General features: G+C 70.3%; 28 protein-coding genes. 12 read left to right on the top strand and 16 right to left on the bottom strand.

The window, feature by feature from the left end:
* Window positions 1-8: 8 nt before the first annotated feature.
* Entirely contained in the window at window positions 9-239 is a 231-nt protein-coding gene (locus tag AW273_RS38255; RefSeq protein ID WP_062356724.1) for a hypothetical protein, read from the top strand.
* Here AW273_RS38255 and AW273_RS32380 read toward each other — a convergent pair.
* A complete protein-coding gene (locus tag AW273_RS32380; RefSeq protein WP_063910186.1) occupies window positions 205-1,074 on the bottom strand; it encodes an SAM-dependent methyltransferase in 870 nt (289 codons plus the stop codon). The two genes, AW273_RS38255 and AW273_RS32380, sit on opposite strands and share 35 nt — an antisense overlap.
* Window positions 1,071-2,594: an FAD-dependent monooxygenase gene (locus tag AW273_RS32375; protein WP_062356721.1), complete on the bottom strand. Its 1,524-nt coding sequence runs from the start codon at window positions 2,592-2,594 to the stop codon at window positions 1,071-1,073. The genes AW273_RS32380 and AW273_RS32375 overlap by 4 nt, the downstream gene beginning before the upstream one ends.
* A 446-nt stretch (window positions 2,595-3,040) precedes the next feature.
* Here AW273_RS32375 and AW273_RS38250 point away from each other — a divergent pair, with 446 nt between their 5' ends.
* The gene (locus tag AW273_RS38250; protein WP_198168474.1) at window positions 3,041-3,568 is read left to right on the top strand and encodes a calcium-binding protein; all 528 of its coding nucleotides are present in this window, start codon (window positions 3,041-3,043) and stop codon (window positions 3,566-3,568) included.
* A 524-nt stretch (window positions 3,569-4,092) separates the two neighbouring features.
* Here AW273_RS38250 and AW273_RS32365 read toward each other — a convergent pair.
* The 5 genes from AW273_RS32365 to AW273_RS32345 form a co-directional block, all read right to left on the bottom strand.
* Complete coding sequence (locus AW273_RS32365) at window positions 4,093-4,500, bottom strand: hypothetical protein (protein ID WP_062356716.1); 408 nt, start codon at window positions 4,498-4,500, stop codon at window positions 4,093-4,095.
* Window positions 4,501-4,546: 46 nt separating this feature from the next.
* Window positions 4,547-5,905 (bottom strand): PASTA domain-containing protein, encoded by a 1,359-nt coding sequence (locus AW273_RS32360; RefSeq protein WP_062356714.1) that lies wholly within the window; start codon window positions 5,903-5,905, stop codon window positions 4,547-4,549.
* 27 nt (window positions 5,906-5,932) lie between these two features.
* Window positions 5,933-6,415 (bottom strand): hypothetical protein, encoded by a 483-nt coding sequence (locus AW273_RS32355; protein ID WP_062356711.1) that lies wholly within the window; start codon window positions 6,413-6,415, stop codon window positions 5,933-5,935.
* Window positions 6,416-6,691: 276 nt separating this feature from the next.
* Window positions 6,692-8,014, bottom strand: a complete 1,323-nt coding sequence (locus tag AW273_RS32350; RefSeq protein ID WP_083950211.1) for a cytochrome P450 — start codon at window positions 8,012-8,014, stop codon at window positions 6,692-6,694.
* 50 nt (window positions 8,015-8,064) lie between these two features.
* Window positions 8,065-8,448, bottom strand: a complete 384-nt coding sequence (locus tag AW273_RS32345) for a winged helix-turn-helix transcriptional regulator (RefSeq protein ID WP_062356829.1) — start codon at window positions 8,446-8,448, stop codon at window positions 8,065-8,067.
* 94 nt (window positions 8,449-8,542) lie between these two features.
* Between AW273_RS32345 and AW273_RS32340 the strand changes: the two genes are divergently transcribed.
* Entirely contained in the window at window positions 8,543-8,908 is a 366-nt protein-coding gene (locus AW273_RS32340) for a DoxX family protein (protein WP_062356708.1), read from the top strand.
* 220 nt (window positions 8,909-9,128) lie between these two features.
* Here the strand turns inward: AW273_RS32340 and AW273_RS32335 are convergent, their stop codons facing one another.
* Window positions 9,129-10,145, bottom strand: coding sequence for a zinc-dependent alcohol dehydrogenase family protein (locus AW273_RS32335; RefSeq protein ID WP_062356705.1), 1,017 nt, complete (start codon window positions 10,143-10,145; stop codon window positions 9,129-9,131).
* A 166-nt stretch (window positions 10,146-10,311) separates the two neighbouring features.
* On the opposite strand from AW273_RS32335, the gene AW273_RS36730 reads away from it, so the two are divergent.
* Entirely contained in the window at window positions 10,312-10,473 is a 162-nt protein-coding gene (locus tag AW273_RS36730; protein WP_232327708.1) for a helix-turn-helix domain-containing protein, read from the top strand.
* Window positions 10,474-10,519: 46 nt separating this feature from the next.
* On the opposite strand, the gene AW273_RS32330 is transcribed toward AW273_RS36730, so the two are convergent.
* Window positions 10,520-11,536: a sigma-70 family RNA polymerase sigma factor gene (locus AW273_RS32330; RefSeq protein ID WP_083950219.1), complete on the bottom strand. Its 1,017-nt coding sequence runs from the start codon at window positions 11,534-11,536 to the stop codon at window positions 10,520-10,522.
* 11 nt (window positions 11,537-11,547) lie between these two features.
* On the opposite strand from AW273_RS32330, the gene AW273_RS32325 reads away from it, so the two are divergent.
* Window positions 11,548-12,198, top strand: a complete 651-nt coding sequence (locus tag AW273_RS32325) for a maleylpyruvate isomerase family mycothiol-dependent enzyme (protein WP_232327707.1) — start codon at window positions 11,548-11,550, stop codon at window positions 12,196-12,198.
* A gap of 7 nt (window positions 12,199-12,205) precedes the next feature.
* On the opposite strand, the gene AW273_RS32320 is transcribed toward AW273_RS32325, so the two are convergent.
* Window positions 12,206-12,658 (bottom strand): winged helix-turn-helix transcriptional regulator, encoded by a 453-nt coding sequence (locus AW273_RS32320; protein WP_062356692.1) that lies wholly within the window; start codon window positions 12,656-12,658, stop codon window positions 12,206-12,208.
* Between the two features lie 91 nt (window positions 12,659-12,749).
* Here AW273_RS32320 and AW273_RS32315 point away from each other — a divergent pair, with 91 nt between their 5' ends.
* Both AW273_RS32315 and AW273_RS32310 read left to right on the top strand, forming a co-directional pair.
* A complete protein-coding gene (locus AW273_RS32315) occupies window positions 12,750-13,343 on the top strand; it encodes a dihydrofolate reductase family protein (protein WP_062356689.1) in 594 nt (197 codons plus the stop codon).
* Window positions 13,340-13,729, top strand: coding sequence for a PPOX class F420-dependent oxidoreductase (locus tag AW273_RS32310; RefSeq protein WP_062356686.1), 390 nt, complete (start codon window positions 13,340-13,342; stop codon window positions 13,727-13,729). The genes AW273_RS32315 and AW273_RS32310 overlap by 4 nt, the downstream gene beginning before the upstream one ends.
* Before the next feature lie 14 nt (window positions 13,730-13,743).
* Here the strand turns inward: AW273_RS32310 and AW273_RS32305 are convergent, their stop codons facing one another.
* Complete coding sequence (locus AW273_RS32305) at window positions 13,744-14,811, bottom strand: serine hydrolase domain-containing protein (RefSeq protein ID WP_062356683.1); 1,068 nt, start codon at window positions 14,809-14,811, stop codon at window positions 13,744-13,746.
* 93 nt (window positions 14,812-14,904) lie between these two features.
* Here AW273_RS32305 and AW273_RS32300 point away from each other — a divergent pair, with 93 nt between their 5' ends.
* Window positions 14,905-15,390, top strand: coding sequence for a hypothetical protein (locus AW273_RS32300; RefSeq protein ID WP_062356680.1), 486 nt, complete (start codon window positions 14,905-14,907; stop codon window positions 15,388-15,390).
* A gap of 8 nt (window positions 15,391-15,398) precedes the next feature.
* Here the strand turns inward: AW273_RS32300 and AW273_RS32295 are convergent, their stop codons facing one another.
* Together AW273_RS32295 and AW273_RS32290 are read right to left on the bottom strand one after the other, a co-directional pair.
* Window positions 15,399-16,205, bottom strand: coding sequence for an MBL fold metallo-hydrolase (locus AW273_RS32295; protein ID WP_062356678.1), 807 nt, complete (start codon window positions 16,203-16,205; stop codon window positions 15,399-15,401).
* Window positions 16,199-16,795: a dihydrofolate reductase family protein gene (locus tag AW273_RS32290; protein ID WP_062356675.1), complete on the bottom strand. Its 597-nt coding sequence runs from the start codon at window positions 16,793-16,795 to the stop codon at window positions 16,199-16,201. The genes AW273_RS32295 and AW273_RS32290 overlap by 7 nt, the downstream gene beginning before the upstream one ends.
* Window positions 16,796-16,869: 74 nt before the next feature.
* Here AW273_RS32290 and AW273_RS32285 point away from each other — a divergent pair, with 74 nt between their 5' ends.
* On the top strand, window positions 16,870-17,349 hold the full coding sequence (locus AW273_RS32285; protein ID WP_232327706.1) for a winged helix-turn-helix transcriptional regulator: 480 nt from the start codon (window positions 16,870-16,872) through the stop codon (window positions 17,347-17,349).
* Window positions 17,350-17,362: 13 nt separating this feature from the next.
* Here the strand turns inward: AW273_RS32285 and AW273_RS32280 are convergent, their stop codons facing one another.
* Window positions 17,363-18,049, bottom strand: a complete 687-nt coding sequence (locus AW273_RS32280; RefSeq protein ID WP_062356669.1) for a DUF4328 domain-containing protein — start codon at window positions 18,047-18,049, stop codon at window positions 17,363-17,365.
* A 96-nt stretch (window positions 18,050-18,145) separates the two neighbouring features.
* On the bottom strand, window positions 18,146-18,349 hold the full coding sequence (locus tag AW273_RS32275; RefSeq protein WP_061293267.1) for a hypothetical protein: 204 nt from the start codon (window positions 18,347-18,349) through the stop codon (window positions 18,146-18,148).
* 158 nt (window positions 18,350-18,507) lie between these two features.
* Between AW273_RS32275 and AW273_RS38245 the strand changes: the two genes are divergently transcribed.
* Window positions 18,508-19,077: a hypothetical protein gene (locus AW273_RS38245; RefSeq protein ID WP_198168473.1), complete on the top strand. Its 570-nt coding sequence runs from the start codon at window positions 18,508-18,510 to the stop codon at window positions 19,075-19,077.
* A 5-nt stretch (window positions 19,078-19,082) separates the two neighbouring features.
* Window positions 19,083-20,138, top strand: a complete 1,056-nt coding sequence (locus AW273_RS32265) for a hypothetical protein (protein ID WP_157556390.1) — start codon at window positions 19,083-19,085, stop codon at window positions 20,136-20,138.
* On the opposite strand, the gene AW273_RS32260 is transcribed toward AW273_RS32265, so the two are convergent.
* The gene (locus tag AW273_RS32260) at window positions 20,119-20,934 is read right to left on the bottom strand and encodes a hypothetical protein (protein WP_157556388.1); all 816 of its coding nucleotides are present in this window, start codon (window positions 20,932-20,934) and stop codon (window positions 20,119-20,121) included. The two genes, AW273_RS32265 and AW273_RS32260, sit on opposite strands and share 20 nt — an antisense overlap.
* A gap of 115 nt (window positions 20,935-21,049) precedes the next feature.
* Between AW273_RS32260 and AW273_RS32255 the strand changes: the two genes are divergently transcribed.
* Window positions 21,050-21,664: a helix-turn-helix domain-containing protein gene (locus AW273_RS32255; protein ID WP_198168472.1), complete on the top strand. Its 615-nt coding sequence runs from the start codon at window positions 21,050-21,052 to the stop codon at window positions 21,662-21,664.
* The last annotated feature ends 3 nt before the right edge of the window (window positions 21,665-21,667 follow it).

Below are 21,667 nucleotides of genomic sequence, written 5' to 3'. Positions count from 1 at the left end.
CTTTCTCAGTGGTTGTCGGCTCAGCCCCGCCGGCGACGAACGACTTCACGAGCGCGACGTTCGGCGGCGCCGTTCGTGCCTGGGCCGATGACCGGCCCGGTGGTGAGGAGAGCTCGCACCGGGAGCTCCGCGAGGCGTCCACGACCCGCTACCGGGCCGGCATCGCGACGCCTGCCAGGGCCGTGGTGGGCGACGGGGTGCTGCTCATGCTCTCTCCTCGGGAGCCGGTACGGGCGTGACGGGACGTCGCGCCGTCGGCGAGTCGCCGGCCAGCAACGGCTGCCGCTGGTAGACGACCGGGACGGAGGTGATGGGGTCATCGAGCTCGACGTCGTGGCGTCGCCGCGCGATGACGCGGACGTAGCCGAGGTAGCGCCCCCGGTCGGCCTCGAGCGCCTGGATCTCCGGCTCGTTGCCGGGGGCCACGGCGTGTTGCCACTGCAGCCAGAGCCGCCAGCCCTCGTCCATGGCGTCGGCCCGCTCGACGTCGACGATGCCGCTGCGCGACCAGTGGTGGTGCCACCACTGGGGTGAGTGCAGGCAGGCGAGGCTCGGCTCCCACCAGCGCCGCAGGTGCGGGGGCGGGTCGACCGGGGTCTCCTGCACCACGCCGGCGCCGACGATCCCGATCTGCCCGCCGGGCTTCACCAGGCGGGCCAGGTAGCCGAGGTAGAGGTCGTCGGTGCCGTAGTAGACGTAGGAGTCGACGCTGACGACGACGTCGAAGAAGTCGCGGGCGAACGGCAGGGCGCGCGCGTCGGCGTAGATCGGGAAGACGCCGTCCTCGACGCCGGCGTCCCGGATCCGCTGGGCGCGGTCGTCGACGCTGAACCACAGGTCGGTCGACCACACCTGGACGCCGAACTCGCGGCGGAGGAACACCGAAGACGCGCCGCGCCCGCAGCCGAGGTCGAGCACCCGCAGGCCCGGCCGCAGGTCGACGACCTCGGACAGCCACTCGGTGAGCCAGAGCGAGTGGGCTCCGCCGCTGACGTTCGACCGTATCCAGTCGGGGTGGTAGCACGAGGAGCGCGGGAACCGCGGCGAGTCGAGCGAGCCGGGACGGGTCGTCATGCCGCACCCGCCACCGTCGCGGCCCGCTGGTCGAGGACGTCGAGGACGTCGTCGATCGCGCGCTCGAGCTCGGCCACCGCCCGAGGCACGTCGGTCACGCGGTACCACCTGGCGATCGGGACGGCGTCCGGCCGCACCAGCAGAGCGCCGCCGGCGTGGAGGCCGAGCGCGTGAGCGGTGGCCGGGGGCAGCGTCGCGACGTCGACCGGCACGCCGCGCTCGAGGCGGGCGGCGGCTGCCGGCCAGGCGGAGTCGTCGTCGCCGGCGAAGAGGGTCAGCCCGTCGCCGACCAGGTCCAGCGTCGAGACCGGTGACCGGCCGGGCGCACCCGGCGCGACCCAGGCGTGCTGGAGGCGCCCGCCGAGGTCGTGGAGGAGCTCGGTGAGGACGGCGTGGCAGCGTCCCTGCGGGTCGGCGGCGCGGGCGACGTCGCGGGCCGCCAGCGGCCGCATCTCCGCCTCGTAGGTGTCGAGGAAGTGGGCCGGCGCCCAGCCTCGGAGAACCCACGCCAGGCGCCATCCGATCGCGATCCCGTCGCGCACCGCCATGGCCAGGCCGTTGCCGCCCCGCGGCGTGACCCGGTGTGCGGCGTCGCCGGCCAGGAACACGCGGCCGGAGGAGAAGGCCGTCGACAGCTTGGCGTCGGCCGTGAAGGCGCTTTGCCGCACGATCTCGACGGCCAGATCGGGCACACCCGAAGCGAGCCGGATCCGACCCGCGAGGGCCTCGGGCTGCGCGAGCGCTTCCACGTCGTCGTCCGGCCCGAGGACCACGCCGAACTGCCACCGGGTACCGCCGCCGGAAGGGATGAGCACGCCGGCGCCCTCCGGAAGGCTGATCGAGTAGAGCGCGTAGCGGTGCGGGCCGAGGACGGGCCACAGCGGGGCACGGAACTCGGCGCTGATTCCGCGCATCAGCCCATCCGCCCCCACGGACTCGATGCCCAGACGCTCGCGGGTCGGGCTGTGGGCGCCGTCCGCCGCGACGACGTACGCCGCGCTGAGCTCTTCGACCACCTCGCTGCCGCGGCTGCCGGCGCCCCGGACCGAGAGCCGCACGCCCCCCTCGTCCTGGCCGATCCCGACGACCTCAGCGCCCCGGCGGACCGGACGTCCGCTCACCCGGGCCAAGTAGTCGGCGAGCACCTGCTCAAGGTGGTCCTGCGGCACCCGGGCAGAGGCCGTCGGGCTGACCACGGAGCTCTGCGCCAGGTCGGGCACGTTGATCGGCACCCGGGTGCCGTCCCCGGCCTCGGCGACGGTGCGGGTCTGCAGCAGGGCGAAGTCGACCTCGTCGGTCCCGGCCCGCAACTCCTCCTCCAACCCCCAGCCGCGGAAGATCTCCATCTGCCGGACGGTCACCCCCACAGCCCGGGGCAGCGCGGACACCCCGGCCCGCTTGTCCAGTACGAGCACGTCCAGGCCGTAGCGGGCCAGTTGCGCGGCGGCCACCAGGCCGGCCGGTCCGGCGCCAACGACCACGACGTCGTGGTCGTGCGACCGGGTGGTGCGGTGAGCCATGTCGGTGACCCCTTTTCGAAAGACACTGTGTACTGTGAAAAGAGTACAAGTTTCACCAGACGCACTGTCAAGCGAATTTGGGCGATAGCTAGTGCCGCGTCAGGCCACGTTTGCCCTGTTGACGATCTTTCGCAGGCGGGGGTCGCCGGTGTCGCGGTTGCGCCAGGTGATGTAGCGGCGGATCAGGCTGCACTAACTCGCCGCGTCGCTTGCGCTTCCTGATGTGCCCATTCATCTTGTCCTTGCCCGAGTCCGGGGCGGCGAACAAGTGCCGCATCCCCTGCATGGCACACAGCCGGGCCGGGGTTCACGATCGGGGTCCTTACCCTTGCCTCCGACGTCGGCGGACGCCCCGTGGTTCAGCGCGGCCGGCGGGGCGGCCTTCCGTATTGACTTGACAGCATGTCCGGCCAACCTCCAGGCTATTTAACCGTACACAATGTCCTATGAAAGGGTTCACCGACATGGTCGGCCTGCCAGTAGTACAACGTCTTCTCACCGCGCTGGCGATCATCGTCGCCGGGCTCGCGACCGCGGCCCCGGCGAACGCCGCTTCGGCCGCATCCGTCCATGTCAGCGGCAGAACGCTGTTCATCGTCGGGACGTCCGCCGGAGAGACCGTCAGGATCGAGTTCCAGTTCGGGCTGCTCACGGTCGACTCCGACTCGGGGATCACCCCGGGCGCCGGGTGCATCCCCCAGGGGGCGACCGTGGCCTCGTGCTCGACGAACGTCCAGTTCATCGACGCGACCATGCTCGGGGGCAATGACACGGTCACCAACAAGACATCGTTGCAGTCGTCCGTTCTGGGCGGCGCCGGGAGAGACACCCTGAACGGGGGGTCAGGCCGGGACGGGCTCAACGGCGGCACCGGAAACGACACCCTGATCGGTAACGGCGGGGTGGACGTCGCCAACGGGGTGGGCGGGTTCGACACCTGCAGCGCCGAGACAGAAAGCGGCTGCGAAGCCTGAGAAGGTGCCGGCTGGGGCGGATCGTCTGCTCCAGCCGGTTTCCCGGGCACGGACAGGCGGCTTGCGGTGACCTCGGGCGGGGGTATGCCTGTAGCCCCGTGACCCGCACCGTCGTCTTCAAGCTCCGCTCGGGTCCGTGAGATCCCAGACGGCCCAGATGTCCACTGCGGAGCGCCCCTGCGGCCATCGGGAAGAGCTGACGATCATCCGGTAGATCTTTCCACCGCCGGCACAGCCCCAGTGAATACCGGCCGATGAAGCAGGTCACGCAGCAGGCCGCCACGCGGGTGAAGCACAAGACGTCCCCCGGCCGGCGCAGATGAAGACGCATGTCCCGACCGTCTAGCAACCGCCCCCCTTTCTGCTCGGCTGAACGGCACAGGCAGAAGGATTCGAAGAGTTCGCCAGAAACCGCGATCACTGTACGGCTGAGGCACGGCTGAAAGAACGGCCGATGTTCTCGATCCATCGGCCGTTCGGTTCCCGTCGAGATCCACCTCGCTCATGGGGTGGATGAGGATCCATCAACCTCCTGGTGGAGTGGGCTCCGGCAGAGCGGAGGTCGGCGCGCTGTATGTGGCCGCAGCAGCGCTCTTGGGCACCGACGTCTGCCGGATCAGCACGGCTACCGCAAGGCCGACGAACGCCATCAGCGCCGCTGTCTGGGTGGGATCGACCTGCCAGCCGAACGTCACTGCCAGCGAGATCGCCGCCTGCGTGAGTCCGAGGATGGCTCCCTTAATGGAGCCTCCGTTGTCCGTCGACCTCGTCGCCAACGCCACGTACACGCCCGCACCGGCAAGGACAGCCGCGTTGATGACAGCCACCTGTGCCTCCGTCAATGGCAACCAGAAGGCGGCCAGGAGCTGCAGGCCGCTGCTGATGAGCGAGGCCCACAGCGCAGGTTCGCCGGTCAATTCGTTGGTATGCACTGTGCCTCCTGACGATGACGTGAGACGGGACCGTGTCGAATCTGATTCATCCGGACGGGGACTTGCCGAGTCTCTTCACGAGCGTCTTCTCCCTGTAGTCGCCGATTTCGAGGGTCACCACCGTGCTCGCGGCGACCATGGACTTGGCCGGCGGATCCATGCCGACGATGCTGCCGACGAGAACCTGACCGTTCTGTGTGATCTCGGTCGGCGCCGAGTATTGGGACTGCAGCCCTCTTTGCGCGAGCAGTGCGCGCGCCGTGGCGAACGACTTACCGACCATGTCGGGGAGTTCGATCTGCCGTTCCCGGGGAGTCCCAGGCTTCGGCTGCGGCAGCGCCACCACTGCCGCCGACGGATAGACCTTCGAGCGGCTCGCGGCGAACTCGGCCGGCATGGTGGCCCCGCCGGGATCGTCGATCGCCGCACTTGCGCACTGCGCCACCAGGTCGAGATCGACCTGAGCGGCCTGAGAGACTTGACGCAACTGGTCCTGGGTGATTCCGCCCGTCCAGTCGTACCGGTCGGCGTGATCGTTCACCCACTCGCACGCGTTGAGCCTGTCGAGCAGATCGGTTCGCTCGCGCGCGCAGAACTGCAGCACATCTTGCGCCTGCTGGAGTTGCGCCGCGTTCAGGGGCATCGGGCCCTCCGCGATGGTGAGCGCCGATAGCGTCCACTCATAGGGAACACTGCAGTTCGGATCGTCCTGCATGCCCTTCTGCCAGAGATTCGCCAACTCCAGCAGTTCGGCCGGGTCGAACGGATTGCGGATGTTCAGTTGTGGTCCTCCCTCGGTGTAGAGCCTGTAGAACGACTGCGCCTGATGCTTGGCAAGGGTCTCGTTGAAGCTGACCTTGGCTTCGGAGGAGAACAGCCCGTACGAACCTGACAACTCGGCTGAGAGCGTTGTCGCCTCGGAGCTGTCCCGCGTGTCGATTCGCAACACCCCGACGAAGATGCCGCCCCGGGCGCAGGCCCGGCAGAACATATCGCCGTATCGGGCGCGGAACACGTCCGGGCGGGCTGTCGCCGCGGCAGCCTCAGAGGTGAGGGTCGGCTGGTCGATGCTCAGATCGGCCAAGCGGACGACGCTGGTGATGGTCATGAAAAGACAGGATGAATGAACCTTGCTGTCCTTCATGAAACTGAAGCGTGCCGACGCTCCCGCGCCGAAGGAAGCGCATCCGGCCGACGCCTCGATATCGATCCCGAGCTTCCTTTCCAGTTCCTCGCTCGACTCGATCCGGGTGACCTCAAAAGACATCGTGCGGCCGGCCGAGGCTTCGGGCGGCGTCTGCGTCGCGGTCACTGCCCGGGTCATCGGTGCTCCCGACAGCCGGTCCACCCCGACGCCGAAATCGTAAGCGCGAATGTTTGGAACGGTGATGTTAAGCAGGCCCATCGAACCACCCCTTTCCCCTCGGTCGAATTATTCGACCGAGTAGGTGACGTAGTAATAGGAGCTTTCGACTTCCGACTTGGCGAGTTTGGCGATGTCTCCCGTGCCCTGCTCTGATTCGAAGATGGTGATCGACCCCAGCAGGTCGTTGTCGGAGAAGTCGTGATCCCAGAGCGAGATGTTTTGCGAGAAGTCCACCGGCACCACGATTCCAGGTGCCTGGGTCTGATCGGCCTGCATGTCCACGGTCTCATTTCCGGGCGGCCAGATGGAGTCGTTCAGATCACCCGAAGTGGAGGTGGTGACGAAGAGGTTGTCGGGATCTGATCGGGCGCCGTCGATGGCCGCCACCACATTTGGAAGGCCCTTGATGAAGCCCGCCAGCGTTTCGCCGTTCAGATCGCTCAGCAGCTTCTCCGGCACCAGGCCGGTCAGGCTCTCGACGACGCCGAAGTCCGTACCGGTGGCATGACGCAGACACCAGATCTGCCGAATGGTCGCGTTCGCGGTCACAATATCCTCCCGCAGGTCGGTTGACTGCGATTGGCGAATGGCTCCGAAGTGATGAGATACACGACGGAAAAAGCGCTACCTTAGCTCAAACGTATCGACCGCCCGGCGGACGATGGCAACCATGCGCCCCTAAAGTCGCCTCAAACCATGACCAAAATGGGAGTTCCGGTAGTCGTTGAAACTATTGTCCCGAGGACCACTCCCCGGCAAAAGTTTCTTTTTCCCTCTCCCTCAGTGAGGCGGGAAACGGCGCACAGAGGTCACTTCTCGGGTTCGTTAGTGCCGCTGGGCGTCGGCAGATCCGAGGTGGCCAAGGGCGATGCCTGGGTTGCCGTTCGCGACCCGGGCGGCGCTTTCATCCGGAGTCTCCACGGCGGATGGGCGCACGCCGGTGATGACGAAGCCGCTGCGCGGGAGGGTCGGGATACGGCGCAGGGGGATGCGGAGGTCCTGCGGGGGCACCGAGTAGCGCAGCCGCGCCAGCCGGACGGACAACTCGCGCAGCAGCCCGACCGTGACCGCCTCCCCGGGGCAGCGGTGGCCGGTGTGGGGGTCGCCGCCTCCCTGGGGGATCAGGTCGTCGCGGCCGACGCCCGCGTCGAGGAAACGGCCGGGGCGGAAGGAGTAGGGGCGCTCCCACCGGGCCTCGTCGTGATGCTGGCCGTAGACGTCCAGGAGGATCATCGCGCCCTCCGGGATGGGCTCGCCGCGCCAGGTCAGATCCCCCACGGCCCGGCCGCCGACGTAGGGCGCGAACGGGTAGAAACGCCGCACCTCCTGCGCGAACGCCTCGGCGAACGCGGGGTCGCCGTCGCGCAGCCGGGCCCGGTTCTCCGGCCAGCGGTGCAGCGCGTGCGCGGCGAAGGTCACGTACCAGGCGACCGCGACGGTCGGGCGGATGACGTTGAGCATCTCGACGGCGGCGGCCCTCGGGTTCAAGGGCTCGCCGTCGGCGTCGCGATGGCCGGTGACGTGGCGGGCGAGCAGACCCGCCGACGCGCCGTCGTCGTGGGCCAGGAGATCGGCCAGCCACGCCTCACGACGGAGACGGACCCGCCGGGCCTTCCAGTGGCGGGCGCCGGCCGAGCCGAACCCGTCGACCAGCGCCACCATGTCGGCGGCGAGGTCGTCGACCTCCTTGACGGGGAGCCCCGCCCAGGCGCACACACCCGCCGTGAGGGCGCGGCTCGCCTCGTCGAACAGCACGACACGTGGTCGGGCCGGCCAGCCGGCGGCTCGTTCGTCCCAGCTCTCGGCCGCCTGCCGCACCAGGTCGGCGACGTGGCCGGGGTCGGCCAGCAGCGACAGGAACATCGCCTTGCGGGCACGATGGGCGGGGCCGTCGAGGCTGTGCACGGTGCCCTTGCCGGTCAGCGTGGCCCGGATCGGCTCCGGGAGGGCTCCGGCGCGCTTGACGTGGCGTTCGTCGTAGAAGAACCGCGCGGCCTCCGGGCCGCGGAGGGCGACGGCGGGCCGCCCCATCACCCGGGTGTGCGCCGGGGCGCCGCTCGCGCGGCGGAGCATGGCCGGCAACCAGGCGTAGCCCCCGGCCAGCATGGCCAGGGTGTCGTCAAGGATGGGAAACCGTCGAATGGGCATCTGCCACGGCTGCCCGCCGGTCCGTGGCCGAAACGAATGGGCCGGTTGCCCTATTTCCGGTCTTCACGGGTGTCGTACGCCGTCTGGCTGCGTTCGATGTCCGGGTTGTGCTCCACCGCCCACTCGGCGAGGGTGATCGCCGGGACGATGAGGGTCCGGCCCATCGGCGTGAGTTCGTACTCCACCCGGGGTGGCACCTCGGCGTGGGCGGTGCGGGAGATGAGCCCGTCGCGTTCCAGGTGGCGCAGGCTCAGCGACAACATGCGTTGCGATATGCCGGGGATGTGCTGCTGCAACTCGGTGAAGCGCATCCGGCTCCCGTGGAGGGTCGCGACGATCAGCAGGGTCCACTTGTTGCCGATGCGGTCGAGAATCGCGCGGATCGTCCTGCCGGCGTCTCCCCTGATCAGACACGTCTTCTCGTTCTGCGACACGGCCACTCCTGTTACCCACGCACACTGATGTTCCTTTTGTACGGCATCCGGCGGTCCCCCATCATGGGCGGGCGCAACCATTGAGAGGAACGCCATGACCGTCGCCTACTGGATCATCGCCGGACTGCTGGGCCTGTTCTACCTCTATGCCGGCGGCAAGAAGATCGTCCAGAGTAAGGAGCGGCTCCAGCCCATGATGGGCTGGGTGGACACCGTGCCGATGCCGATGGTCCGGATGATCGGCGTCCTGGAGGTGCTGGGGGCCGCCGGGCTCGTCCTTCCCCCGGTCACCGGGATCCTGCCGGGCCTGGCGCTGGCCGCCGCGGTGGGGTTCGCGGTGCTCCAGGTGCTGGCCACCGGGCTGCATCTGTCGCGGGGTGAGGTCAGGGAGACCGGTCTGAACATCACGTTGATCGTGCTGGCGGCGGCCGAGATCTGGCTCGCGACGATCTGGCTGTGATCAGCGGCCCGCCACCGAGGTGGTCGGCGTTCGGCAAGTGCACGACGTCGTGGTCGGCGTCGCTCTCGTCGATGGCCAGGGGGACCATCAGCCGGTTGGGGGCGGCGCCGCGCCAGTGCTCCTCGTCGGCCTCGGACAGGACGCGGTCTCCGGGCCGGATGACCTCGACCGGCCCGCCCCGGCGCTGGCACAGGCCGATCCCTTCGGTCGGGTGCGCGGGTCAGGGCTTCAGGAGGGTCTTGATGGCGCGGCGTTCGTCCATGGCCTTGTAGCCTTCGGCGACCTGGTCCAGGGGAAGGGTGAGGTCGAAGACCTTGCCCGGGTCGATGGCGCCGGTCAGCACCCGCTCGATCAGGTCGGGAAGGTAACGGCGCACGGGGGCGGGGCCGCCGCGCAGGCCGACGTGGGAGAAGAACAGCTCCTGCCCGTCGATAGCGACGTCGTGCGGGACGCCGACGAAGCCGACGTTGCCGCCCGGCCGCGCCGAGCGCAGGGCCTGCCGCATCGCCTCGGGGGTGCCGACGCACTCCAGCACACTGTCGGCGCCGATCCCGGCGGTCAGCTCCTTGATCTGGGCCGCGCCCTGCTCGCCGCGCTCGGTGACGATGTCGGTCGCGCCGAACTCGCGGGCCAGTGCCTGCCGCGGCTCGTGCCGGGACATGGCGATGATCCGCTCGGCGCCCATCTGCTTGGCCGCGATCACCGCGCACAGGCCGACCGCGCCGTCACCGACGACCACGGCGGTGGAGCCGGGCTTGACCTCGGCGGCGTCGGCGGCCCACCAGCCGGTGCCCATCACGTCCGAGACGGCCAGCAGCCCCGGCCAGAACTCCTCACCGGGTACGCCGTCGGTGGCCACCAGCGTGCCCTGGGCGTTGGGGATGCGGACGTAATCGGCCTGGCAGGTGCTCATGAACTCGCGGTTCAGGCAGTTGGACGGGAAGCCGTTGCGGCAGTTGGCGCAGGTGTTGTCCGAGGTGGCGAACGACCCGATGACGAACTGCCCCGGCTTCACCGCGGTCACCTGCGATCCGACCTCCTCCACGAAGCCGACGTACTCGTGGCCCATCGGATGCGGCGCGTCGGTCGGCTCGGCGCCGCGGTAGGGCCACAGGTCCGAGCCGCACACGCAGGTCACCGCGGTGCGGATGATCGCGTCGGTGGGATGAAGGATCCTGGGATCGTCCAGGGTCTCGAAACGGATGTCGCCGGGGGCGTGGATCACTGCTCCGCGCATGAGGAGATTCCTTTACTCGATAAGGGGCGGACCGCCACGTCATCTACGTAACCGCTGGTCAGCGCACGTAACCAGGCACGGGCGAAGGGTGTACCGGAGCACGTGGCGTCGAGTTCCCGACCTCGCGGCGCACGAAGATCACCCCCGGGGAGTTTCGCGGCGCCGGGTGCCGGGACTGCGCCGCAGGGAGGTCGCCGCCTTGGGCGACATGAGCGTGGAGTACTACGCCGAACTCGAACGTGGAAACCTCCCCGGCGTCTCCCCCGCCGTCATGGAGCCCTCGCCCGCGCCCTCCGGCTGGACGACGCCGAACCTGCCCACCTGCTGAACCCGGCCTCACCCTCACCGTCGACACCGCCGAACCTGGGCCTCGATCAGGCGCTCTTTCCGTGGACGTCGAAAGTCATCGGCGGAAAGAGGCCGGCCAGCCGCTCCGCGCCCAGAAAGGTGACGATGTCGGCGATCCCGCCGTCGGCCACGTCGAGCACGATCAGCGCGAACGGGTGGTGGCCGCCGTCGTGGGCGGGGCGGGTCTGCCAGAAGGCCGGTGATCCGTTCGCCGCGACCGGCCACAACCGCGCCCCCGCGCACGACGCCGCCGGGTCGCTCATGGCCAGGCGGATCTGCTCGCGGCCGCGCAGCCACCAGGCGAACGGCGGCATCGACATCGTGACGTCCTCGTGCAGGAGGGAGACCAGGGTGTCGATGTCGTGGCGTTCGAACGCCGCGCAGTAGCGGTCGAGCAGGTCGCGCCGGGCGGCATCGTCGGGCCGGTGGCCCGCGTCGAGGGCGGGGGCGTTGGCCCTGAGCGTCGCCCTGGCCCGCTGCAGCGCGCTGTTGACCGAGGCCACGGTGGTGTCGAGCAGGTCGGCGGTCTCCCTGGCCGTCCAGCACAGGACGTCGCGGAGGATCAGCGCCGCGCGCTGCCGGGCCGGGAGGTGCTGGAGGGCGGCGACGAACGCCAGGCGGATCGTCTCGCGCCGCACGGCCAGGTCTTCGGGCAGGGCGCGGGCGTCGGCGATCGGGTGGATCCACCGTTCGTCGGCGACCGGCGGGCCCAGAGCGGCGCCGGCCTGCGAGGCGGGGCCGAGGTCGATGGCGAGGGCGCGGCGCTGGGCGCTGCGGAGCATGTCGACGCAGACGTTGGTGGCGATGCGGTAGAGCCAGACGCGCAACGTTCCGCGCCGTTCGTCGTAACTCTCGTAGGCCCGCCAGGCCCGGACGAGCGTCTCCTGCACCGCGTCCTCGGCCTCGAAGCCGGAACCCAGCATCCGGTAGCAGTAGCCGGTGAGCTCGGTCCGGTGCCGTTCCAGACGATCCACGACCTCGACCTTACGGCCGGCCGATGAGTTCTCGGCCTCCGGTCCGTATGTCGTGGGAGACCCCAACATACGGAGGCGACGTGACGTACGGAGAAGTGACCGACGAGGCCGCGCGGGCGGCGGTGCGGGCGGAGCGCGGCGAGCTGGCCGACCTGCTCGCCGGGCTCACACCCGAGCAGTGGGACGCGCCGACGCTCTGCGACGGGTGGCGGGTCCGGGAGGTCGTGGCCCACACGACGGCGCCGTTCCGGCGGTCGGCCGGGCGGACGGTCGTGGAACTGGTCAGAGCCGGTGGGAACGTCAACCGGATGGCCGACCGGCTCGCCCGCCGCGACGCGGGCCGGATGAGCGGCGCGGAGCTCCTGGCGGTGCTGCGCGCCAACGTCGCGCATCCGTGGCGGCCACCCGGCGGCGGGGCGGTCGGCGCGTTGTCGCACGACGTCATCCACGGCCTGGACGTCACGGTCGCCCTCGGGCTGGGCAGGGTGGTGCCGCCGGATCGGATCGCGATGGTCTTCGCCGGGATGGCGCCGAGGAACATCGCCTTCTTCGGCGCGGATCTCACCGGCGTCCGGTTGCGGGCCGACGACCTCGACTGGACGCTCGGCAGCGGATCGCCGGTCACCGGCCGCGCCCAGGACCTGCTGCTGGTGGTCTGCGGGCGTCGCCTGCCCCCGGGTCACCTCGAAGGAGAGGCCGCCGGCCGGTTCACCGCGCCGCCGGGCCGGTGACGGCCGCTCACGCGGCCGAGCCGGGCCCCGGCAGCAGGTCGACGTCGCCGGCGTGCATCGGCTCGCCGCAGTGGGCGCAGCGCAGGTCGACGCCGCTGATCTCGCCGCACGCGTGATGGCGGTAGAGCACCGGCGGGCCCGCCTCGCCGGCCAGCCACTTGTCGCCCCACGCGGTCATGACCATGAGCAGGTCGACCAGCTCGGCGCCCTTGGCCGTGAGGCGGTATTCGTAGCGCGGCCGGTTGTCGTAGGGGTGGCGTTCGAGCACGCCCTGTTCGACGAGGTGGCCGAGCCGTTCTGTCAGCACTTTGCGGGAGATCCCGAGGTCGGCCTGGAGCTGGTCGAAGCGGTTCAGGCCGACCCAGACGTCGCGCAGGATCAGCGGCGACCAGGGCTCTCCGATGACGTCGAGGGTGCGCGCGATGGAGCAGGCCATCTCCCCGAACTGGGTGCGTTGCATGGGCTCATTCTAGCCTTCGGGGTTCCCTCAAGGAACTTCAGGTGTTACGGTAATGGAGTCTCCTCAAGGAACCCCGAAAGGATCCCCCCAGATGAGCAAGGTCATCACGGCCCACGCCGTGTCGGTCGACGGATACATCACCGGACGCGACCCGGGCGCCGGGCGCGGGCTGGGCGACGGCACGTCGCTGTTCGACTGGTACTTCGACGGCGACACGCCCAGCCGGGTGTTCGGCGGCTTCAAGCTCAGCGGGCCCAGCGCCCGCGTCTTCGACGCCCTCGCCGGGCGGGTGGGCGCGGCCGTGGTGGGCCGCAACACCTACGAGGACTCCGAGCACTTCGGCGGCGGCAGCCCCCACCCGACGGCCGCGCTGGTCCTGCTGAGCCACCGGGCCGCGCCGGAGATCACCGACCGGCAGACCCTCGTCACCACCGGCGTCCACGACGCGGTCGCCGCCGCCCGCCGGGCCGCCGCGGGAAAGGACGTCTTCGTCATGGGCGGCGGCGCGGCGACCGAGGCGCTGAAGGCGGGGCTGGTCGACGAGGTGGTCCTGCACCAGGTGCCGATCCTGCTCGGCGGCGGCCGCCGGTTCTTCCGGGAACTCCCGGAACACGTACGGCTGAACCTGCTGGAAGCCGTTCCGGCGCCCGGCGTGACCCACCTGCGTTACGAGGTGACCCGATGACCGCCCTCGACCCCGGCGTGCGCCGCGTCCTCGACGGCGCCTCGATCGCGCACCTCGCCACCGTCCTGCCGGACGGCGCGCCGCACAACGTGCCCCTCTTCGTCGGCGCCCACGGCGACCGCGTCGTCTTCTTCACCGGCCCCCACTCGCGCAAGGCGCGCAACCTGCGCCGCGATCCCCGGGTCGCGTTGTCGATCGCGCCCGCCGACAACCCCTTCGAGCCGGTCGTCATCCGGGGGCGGGTCGTCGAGTGGATCGACGGCGACGCGGGCTGGGAGATCATCGATCGGCTGGCCGAGAAGTACACCGGCCGGCCCTACGGCCGGGAGCAGGAACGTGTCGTGGCCGTGATCGAGCCAGAACACCAGATGATCGGTGTCGGCTGATCGTCACACTGGCGTCACAGGGCGCGGAGGAGTCCGGGCGTGATCGTGCCGTTGAGGTCCTCCAGGTTCCACTTCCCTTCCAGGTACGCCTGGTTGGTGATCCAGAACACCATCACGCCCTTGTCGAGGAACCGGGCGAAGTCGCCGTACGACCAGTCGTTGCCGCCGTCGTGTTCGACGACCCGGCCGTACTCGGTGCGCGGGAACACGCCCCAGCCATAGCCGTAGTGGAGCTTCGCCTTCCGGTCGACGAGCACACGCGGGGCGAACATCTCCGCCTTGGCCCGGCGGGACAGGATCCGGTTCCCCTCCAGCGCCCGGTGCCAGCGGTACATGTCGCGGGCGGTGGAGAGCATGCCGCCGTTCCCCCTCAGGTACCAGTGGGGGCCGTCCGCCGCCCAGGGGTGCTCGGTCGGCCGTCCCCGTCTGTTGCCCCGCCGGTCGTACTCGATCGCGATCTGGCCGGCCGCCCAGCGGGGCAGCACGTATCCGGTGCTCGTCATGCCGGCGGGGGCGAACAGGTGCTCGGCCAGGAAACGTTCGTACGAACGGCCCGACGCCCGCTCGACGACGGCGGCCAGCAGGCTGTAGCCCACGTTGGAGTAGTGGAACTCGGCCCCCGGCGCCGACCGCAGCCGCGACGCCAGCGCGCGCCGCGTCATGGTGTCGCGGGAGACCGGCTCGTAGTCGTCGCCGAGGTCGCCCAGCCCGGAGGTGTGCGTCAGCAGGTGGCGTACCGTGATCCGGCGTTTGTCGGCCGGCACCGGTCCGAGGTGGACGGAGATCCGGTCGGTCGTCCGCAGCCTGCCCGTCATCTGCAGCTTCATGATCGCGGCCGCGGTGAACTGCTTGGTGATCGACATGACGTCGTAGGCGGTGTCGCATCCGGCCGGGGTCCCGTTCTCCCGATCGGCCAGGCCGAACCCGGCGCAGTGGACGAGCTCGCCGTGGCGGGCCACCGCCACGGTGCCGCCGGGCCCCGGCGGCACCGTCCGGTCGAGGAAGGACTCGATCCGTGGATGGACCGGGGCGGAGGACAACAGCACGCCGGCCAGAGCGGCGTGGAACCAGGTGGAGATCATGTGATCGACGCTGGCCGCTCCCCCGGCCCGTGAGCAAGGAATGTGCCGTTCCGGCTTGTGCGGATCCGTGCGGCTCCGTTGTACTGCCAGGTTATGAGCATCAGCCCGGAAGGCCTGCCGGCCCGTCCCGACCCCGCCGACGCCCGCTCCGACGCCGAGTTCGTGGCCATGCTGCGGCGGCTCAAAGCCTGGTCTGGACGCAGTTACCGCGACATCCAGCTCCACGCGCAGCGGGCCGGCCACCATCTGCCCTACTCGACCGCGGCCGGGATGCTCAAACGCGGCACGCTGCCCCGGCGGGAGGCGGTCACCGCGTTCGTCCTCGGTTGCGGCCTGGACGAACAGGCGGCCACGGCGTGGAACACCGCCCGCACCCGATTGGACCTGAACCTGCCACCCGAGCCGGAGCGGGAACCGGAACCGGTGCCCGCCCCGCCGCGACGCCGCCTGCGGACGGCCCTCGTCGCGGCGGTGGCCATGATGGCGGCCACTCTGGTGGTCGCGGCCGGCGTCCACCAGACCGAAGACGAGACCGCCCTGTCAGACGTGCCGGCGCGGCACGGGCAGGTGCTCGACTGACCCGCGCCTCATCGGGCGAGTTGCTGGAACTGCCCTTCGTGCACGTCGCTCACCCACTCCCAGCCGGGCTTGGCCGAGGGGCCGATCCGCGGGTCGGCGGGCACGCGGCCGTTCCGCACCGCGTCCAGGTACGCCCGGTCCAGCTCGATCCGGGCCCGCGCCCGGCCGGGTCCGCCGACCGAACCGTGGCCCGGGACGACGACGCCGGCGTCGCCCGCCACGTCTTCGAGCAGCCGCAGCGCGCCGAGGTAGTCGCCGACCGGGTCGGCGGTGTCGTGTTCGAGCATCGGGATCAGGACGTCGGAGAGCATGTCCCCGGCGACGAGCACGCCGCGTTCCTCGATCAGCAGCGCCGCGTGGCCGGGGGCGTGTGCCTGGTGCTCGATGATCCGGACCTTGGGGCCGTCCCAGGGAACCCGCGTGGTGCCGGCGGGCAGGCCGGTGATGAGACCGAGGAGGTCGAGCGGCACCTGTCCGGCGATCTCCGTCTCGATCAGGTGGTCGGCGATGCGGGTCTTCGCGTGCGGGTCGGAGAGCTCGTCGCGGATGGCCGCCGCGCAGCGTGCCGTGCCGTAGCGGGGAACTTCGCCGAACCCGGCGTGCCAGAGCACGTGATCCCAGTGCGGGTGCGTCGAGAAGCCCGCCACCACGGTCCGCCCCAGGTCCGCCAGGTCGTTCACGAGGCAGTCGAGCTCGGAGGCGGTCACCCCGGGGTCGATGAGCAGCACCCCGGCCCGGCCCTCCACCACGACGGCGTTGCTCTGCACGAACGTGCTCTCGTGGACCAGCACGCCGTCGGCCACCTGCCTCAGCACGGGCCCGCCTCCTTCGCGCCGAGCACGGCGTAGTGATGCATGGTGACACCCTGCTCGAACGATCGCCGCTCGATCAGGTCGAGGTCGATCGGCCGGTCGTAGTCGTCGAACAGCGGCCGGCCGAAGCCGAGGATCGAGGGATGGGTGAAGAGCACCAGCTCGTCGAGGAGCCCGGCCCGGAGGAGCTGGGTCGCGAGCGCCGCCCCGCCCACCCCGATGCCGCCGCCGGTTTCGGCGCGCAGGCCGGCGAGTCGCTCGATCGTGTCGTCCCCGCCGATGATCCGGGTGTTGTGGCCGGCGTCGCTCCGGGTGCGGGAGACGAGGACCTTGGGCTTGGACGTCCAGATCTCGCCGTATTCACGCAGGTAGTCGGGCAGTGACGGGTCTCCGGACGCGTGCGGCCAGAATTCCTCCATGACCTCGTAGTAGACGCGGCCGTGGACCAGGAGGTCGAGTGCCCTGGTCAGCTCGTTGCACTCGCGGTGCAGCTTCTCGTGGAGGCGCAGCCACTCGCCGGCGCCGTTGTCTCCGGGAACTTGCTCGATCCGCAGGTCGAGGGACACCTGCATCGCGTAGACGAAGCGGCCCATCAGCCCCCTCCTTCCAAGTGGTTGTATTTTGCAACTACTATCGGCAGAGCGAAATGCCTGTCAAGGAGGGAATCGTGGAACCACGGTCAGGGTGTCCGATCAACGCCGCCGTCGAGGTGCTCGGAGACCGGTGGTCGCTGCTCGTGCTGCGCGACGTCATCTTCGGCGACCGCCGCCACTTCCGGGCGCTGCTCACCGGATCGATCGAGGGCATCGCCTCGAACATCCTCGCCGACCGCCTGGTGCGGCTCGTCGAGGCGGGCGTGCTCACCCGCGGCACCGCCGCACGGGGGCAGCGTGCCCGCTACAGCCTGACCGAAGCGGGCATCCAGACGCTTCCGGTCATGTACGCCCTCGGCAACTGGGGCCTCGACTGGCTCCCGGGCAGCGAGGAGTTGCGGGCCCGGCAGCGGTTCATGCGCGACGAGGGGCCGGCGTTCGTCGAGGAGCTCATGGACGAGCTCCGTGTCCGGCACCTCGGCGCCCCGCCGAAGCACCATGACGGCCCGGGCCCGTTCGAACGTCTCGAAGCCGCCCTGGCCGGACGGCGGTGAGGGCCAGGGGTTCTCACACGTCGGCGGGCTGGTCGACCGGCAGGGCCTTGCCCGCCTCCTGGAGTGCGCTGATCCGGCGCACGATCACGATCGCCAGCACGCCGCACACCACCACCAGCGGATACGTCGCCACGTCCAGCAGCGACCCGGTGCGGACCGCCATCGCGTCCTCCTCGTCGGAGGACGCGATCCGTGCGGCGGTGTTGCCGAGGAAGACCGTCACGAGCCAGAGGATCCACCAGATCATCATCAGCACGCCGGGCCTGCGGCCCTCGGGAGAGGAGGCCCGCCAGATGTCGTCCAGGATCTGCTTGGGGAACCAGAACGACACGATCGGCACGAACCAGCCGAAGAACAACCACGGCGTCGCCCGCCGCTGCGGCAGGGTGGACATCTGCTCGGCGTTGTCCCGCACCCGGTAGAGCCAGACCACGAACATGACGCCCGCCAGCACGAACGTCGCGTTCACGCCGAGGTCGGCGAGCAGGACCAGGAGCTCGTTGTCGGCGATCGCCTCGAAGTCGATGTCCTCCAGGTCGGACAGGTCGTCGAGGGCGATGTCGAACGCGGCGTCGATCAGCGTGACGCGCTGGTAGTGCGCGACGGCCGCCAGGGTCTCGGCCAGCAGGTTGGCGACGAGGAAGCCGACGGTCGCCTTGGCCAGGCCGCGGACCGGCCAGAGTTGCGTTGAGGGGTACATGTGCACCTTCGGAGGGGACGAAGATCCACAAAATACCGTGCCGGTGTGGCCGGGGCCACGCACCTGCGGGTGCGCGGCCCGGCTCGCCCCTCCGGGCTACGCGTAGAGGAACCAGAAGCCGTGCTCGGGCACGCACTGGTAGGACGTCCACCAGCCCTCGGTGATGCCGAGGTTGCCCACCCGGTTGCAGTCCCAGTTGTAGTAGTAGACGTTGCGGAGAGTGGCCGCCTGCGCGGGCGCGGCGCCCACGGACAGCACGAAGCCGAATGCGAGCAGTGCGGAGACCATCAGTTTGCGCATGGCGCGAGAGTCGCACCCGGGCGGGCGTCCGGCCAGCGTGCCGATCTCGCGTCCACGATGACCTGGACCGGTCCGGCGGCACGGCTGAAAGATTCACGGTCGCCCGCGGATTGCTAGCCTGGCCGGACATACCGCTCGGCGGGACACCGGGAGACGCGATGCGAGCAGCGAGCACCCTGACCTGTCTGGCGCTGCTCGCGGCCACGACGGCCTGCGGCCCGGAGCAGGCGGTCGCTCCGCCACCCGTCACCGCGACCCCGTCGGCGCGGAGCACCGAAGAAGCGACCGCGTTCCAGGAGGAAGTGACACTCGCCGACGGCCGCCGGGTGGCGATGCGGTACGAGAGCGGCCGGGGACTCTTCGAGCGCCACTACGACCCGGAGGCCGGAGAGTGGTCGCACCCGCGCCTCGTCTACGGCACCAAGGCCGACCCCTGCCAGAGCATCAAGCTTCAGGCCGGGAGCGGCACGGTCACGGCCATCGCGAACTTCGGCCGCTACTGCGCGGACGGCGAGCCGCCCACCGAGTCCATCGCGGCGGTGGCCACGGGGACCCTCGACGCGTGGGACCACCACCTCACGAGAAAGTTCGACGGCTGGGCACGGGCCACCGTCACCGACGACGGGCGGAAGGTCACCTTCGTCCGCAACGCCACCCATGTCAGGGCGAAGCTCGTCTGGACCTCGGCCGACGGCTTCTCCGACGCCATGTTCACCTACGCGGAGTGATCGCCATGAGGTCGTGGACGACGGCGCTGGCCGCCTGCCTGATCGTGTCGGGCTGCACCCACCAGTCCCCCGCGCAACCCGCCGCGCAGCCTATCGCCAAGCCCACGCCGGCCCCGTCCGCCCCCCAGATGTGGGTGCGTGTTCCCGGCCTGCCCACCGACGACGGCTGGGAGCGGGGCCTGGACGACGTGAGCGCGGCCGGCCCCGGCCTCGCGTGGGCGGTCGGATACACCGGCTGGGAGGACAGCGTGGCCACGTCGCTGCGCACCTGGAACGGGTCGCGGTGGCGGGCGGTGCCGCTGAAGGACGCCACGGGCGGCCTGGCGAGCGTCGACTCCGACGGGCCGCGCAACGCCTGGATGCTCGGCGGCGGCTTCCACGAGGACGAGTCGTTCGCCCAGCGCTGGGACGGAAGGACGTGGCGGCGGCACCCGCTCCCCACCTTCGGTCGGGACGTGGCGGTGGACGGCCGCCGGGTGGCCGTGGTCATCGACGACGCGGTGCTGACCTGGAACGGCGCCGCCTTCGTCACGGAAGCCAAGCTCGGCGGCGGGCGGACCCGGCTCACGCGGGTGGACACCGGCGGCGGCCACACCTGGGTCGCCGGCTCCCGGGAACCGGACCAGCCCGTCGTCTGGCACGGACACGACGGCCGATACGAGGCGACCCCCGCACTGCCGAAGGGCCACCTCAACGGGATCCTCCAGATCGCCCCCGACGACGTCTGGGCGGTCGGCGGCACCGGCGAGAGGCCGCTGCTGCTGCACTGGGACGGCCGGTCGTGGCGGCAACCGGCCGTCCCGCAGGCGAGCGGCGAGGTGACCGGCGTGACCGCGTTCGGCCCCGACGACGTCTGGTTCTCGGGCCGCGATCCCAGCCGGCCGGGCGAGATCTCCGTCCTGCACTGGGACGGCCGGACCTGGACCCGCGAGTCGCCCCCGAACGCGGGAGCGGGCCTCTCCGCGAAGATCGAGCGCATCCCCGGCACCCGTCAGTTGTGGCTGGTGGTCAACGTGGCCAACGGGGACTCCGAGTCGATCGTCACCTTCCGCCGGACTTGAGGTCCTTCTCGTCGATCACCGCTTCGGCGCGGGGCGGTACGACGGAGACCTTGGCACCCCAGTTGTAGAGACGGGTGTCGGAGGTGTAGTCGACGACCTTCCCGCCGCCGACGGGCATGCGCATCTTGACGCTGAGGCGGGTGATCAGCCCTTCGGAGTTGAGGGAGAACGTGTACTTGATCGTGGAGATCTGCCCGCTCCCGCTCTTGCCGCCGGCGCCGAACCGCTTGCGGAACACCGGTGAGAGCGCCGCCATCTTCGCGCTGGTGGTCGAGCCCTTCACCACGCCGCCGCGGACCGACTCGGCCTTGGCGATCAGGGTCTCGACCGTGTTCGGTTCGAACACGTTGATGATGATCCCGCCGGGCACCGGGGGAAGGGGGCGCTTGCGCACCCAGTACTTGCCCTCCGGCAGCCCCTGCCCGGCGCGGGGTCCCTGCACGTACGTCGCCTTCGGCAGGGAGATCACCCGGCCGGGGGCCTCGAAGCTCTTGCGCACGTCGCGTTCGTCCTTGTCCGCGTCGGCGAAGTAGCCCTTGTCGTAGCGCGTCTTCTCGTTGAGGTCGGAGGCGGTCGCCCCCTTCGGGCCGAACTGGATCGTTCCCATCTCCTGGGTGACGCTCCCCTTGCCGCCCTTCACCCGCACCTGCTGGACCGTCTTGAGCTTGACGCCCGTCCCGGCGACGAACTGCGCCTTCAGCGCCCTGATCGGATCGACTTTCGCCGCCGCCGCCGGCTGCGCGGGCACCACCAGGGCGCTCGCGATCACCATCGTCACGGCCATCACTCTTTTCACCTGGGAAAGTCTCACCATGCCAGGTCACGGCCTGATCACATGCCCCTCCTTGCTGTTGTGCGCGCCGATGTTCGATACCATCGAACAGATCCGTCGTGAGTCATGGGGAGATCAGGTGGCCAGGAGTGACCGGCGTGCCGACGACGGCGACGGCCAGCAGGTGCTGGTCGGCGCCCGGGTGCGGCAGTTCCGCACCGAGCGGGGTCTGACCCTGCGCGGGCTGTCCGCCCAGTCGGGGTTGTCGATCGGGTTCCTCTCCCAGGTCGAGCGGGGTGTCTCCTCCATCGGGCTGACCGCGCTCAACAGCCTCGCCAAGGCGCTCGACCGGCCGGTGCCCGAGTTCTTCAGCGCCGACGAGCCCGAGCCGCGCTCCGAGCCCGCCGCCGCGCCCCTCCACTTCACGCTGACCCGCCGCGACGACGGCGCGACCCAGTACGTCTCGGGGCAGACCACCTACCGCATGCTCTCCGACCGGGGGCCTGACCTGGTGCTGGAGCCGATGCTGGTGCACATCGCGCCGGGCGGCCGGCGGGAGGAGTCCTACGGCCACCGGGGGGAGGAGTTCGCCTACGTCGTGCACGGCGAGTTGCTCTACGAGGTCGACGGGGTCGAACACCGGCTGCTGCCGGGTGACAGTGTGCACCTGCGGTCGAGCGTGCCGCACCGGCTCTACAACGACACCGACGAAGTGACCACGGTGGTGTCCGTGGTCACTCCCCGGCTGTTCTGACGA

Origin of the sequence: Herbidospora yilanensis, assembly GCF_001570565.1 — a bacterium.
GTDB lineage: Bacteria > Actinomycetota > Actinomycetes > Streptosporangiales > Streptosporangiaceae > Herbidospora > Herbidospora yilanensis.
The sequence above is the reverse complement of the archived record's forward strand: the minus strand, read 5'-3'. Positions and strand labels throughout refer to the sequence as shown.

Coding starts and splice junctions, on each gene's coding strand:
- AW273_RS32320 (WP_062356692.1), bottom strand. CDS start 12,658: ATGCAACGCACCCAGTTCGGGGAGATGGCCTGCTCCATCGCGCGCACC.
- AW273_RS32350 (WP_083950211.1), bottom strand. CDS start 8,014: ATGCCCATTCGACGGTTTCCCATCCTTGACGACACCCTGGCCATGCTG.
- AW273_RS32380 (WP_063910186.1), bottom strand. CDS start 1,074: ATGACGACCCGTCCCGGCTCGCTCGACTCGCCGCGGTTCCCGCGCTCC.
- AW273_RS32335 (WP_062356705.1), bottom strand. CDS start 10,145: ATGCGCGGAGCAGTGATCCACGCCCCCGGCGACATCCGTTTCGAGACC.
- AW273_RS32360 (WP_062356714.1), bottom strand. CDS start 5,905: ATGGGCCTGCTTAACATCACCGTTCCAAACATTCGCGCTTACGATTTC.
- AW273_RS32310 (WP_062356686.1), top strand. CDS start 13,340: ATGACCGCCCTCGACCCCGGCGTGCGCCGCGTCCTCGACGGCGCCTCG.
- AW273_RS32330 (WP_083950219.1), bottom strand. CDS start 11,536: ATGTTGGGGTCTCCCACGACATACGGACCGGAGGCCGAGAACTCATCG.
- AW273_RS32300 (WP_062356680.1), top strand. CDS start 14,905: ATGAGCATCAGCCCGGAAGGCCTGCCGGCCCGTCCCGACCCCGCCGAC.
- AW273_RS32375 (WP_062356721.1), bottom strand. CDS start 2,594: ATGGCTCACCGCACCACCCGGTCGCACGACCACGACGTCGTGGTCGTT.
- AW273_RS38245 (WP_198168473.1), top strand. CDS start 18,508: ATGCGAGCAGCGAGCACCCTGACCTGTCTGGCGCTGCTCGCGGCCACG.
- AW273_RS32315 (WP_062356689.1), top strand. CDS start 12,750: ATGAGCAAGGTCATCACGGCCCACGCCGTGTCGGTCGACGGATACATC.
- AW273_RS32290 (WP_062356675.1), bottom strand. CDS start 16,795: ATGGGCCGCTTCGTCTACGCGATGCAGGTGTCCCTCGACCTGCGGATC.
- AW273_RS38250 (WP_198168474.1), top strand. CDS start 3,041: ATGAAAGGGTTCACCGACATGGTCGGCCTGCCAGTAGTACAACGTCTT.
- AW273_RS32265 (WP_157556390.1), top strand. CDS start 19,083: ATGAGGTCGTGGACGACGGCGCTGGCCGCCTGCCTGATCGTGTCGGGC.
- AW273_RS32275 (WP_061293267.1), bottom strand. CDS start 18,349: ATGCGCAAACTGATGGTCTCCGCACTGCTCGCATTCGGCTTCGTGCTG.
- AW273_RS32340 (WP_062356708.1), top strand. CDS start 8,543: ATGACCGTCGCCTACTGGATCATCGCCGGACTGCTGGGCCTGTTCTAC.
- AW273_RS32280 (WP_062356669.1), bottom strand. CDS start 18,049: ATGTACCCCTCAACGCAACTCTGGCCGGTCCGCGGCCTGGCCAAGGCG.
- AW273_RS32305 (WP_062356683.1), bottom strand. CDS start 14,811: ATGATCTCCACCTGGTTCCACGCCGCTCTGGCCGGCGTGCTGTTGTCC.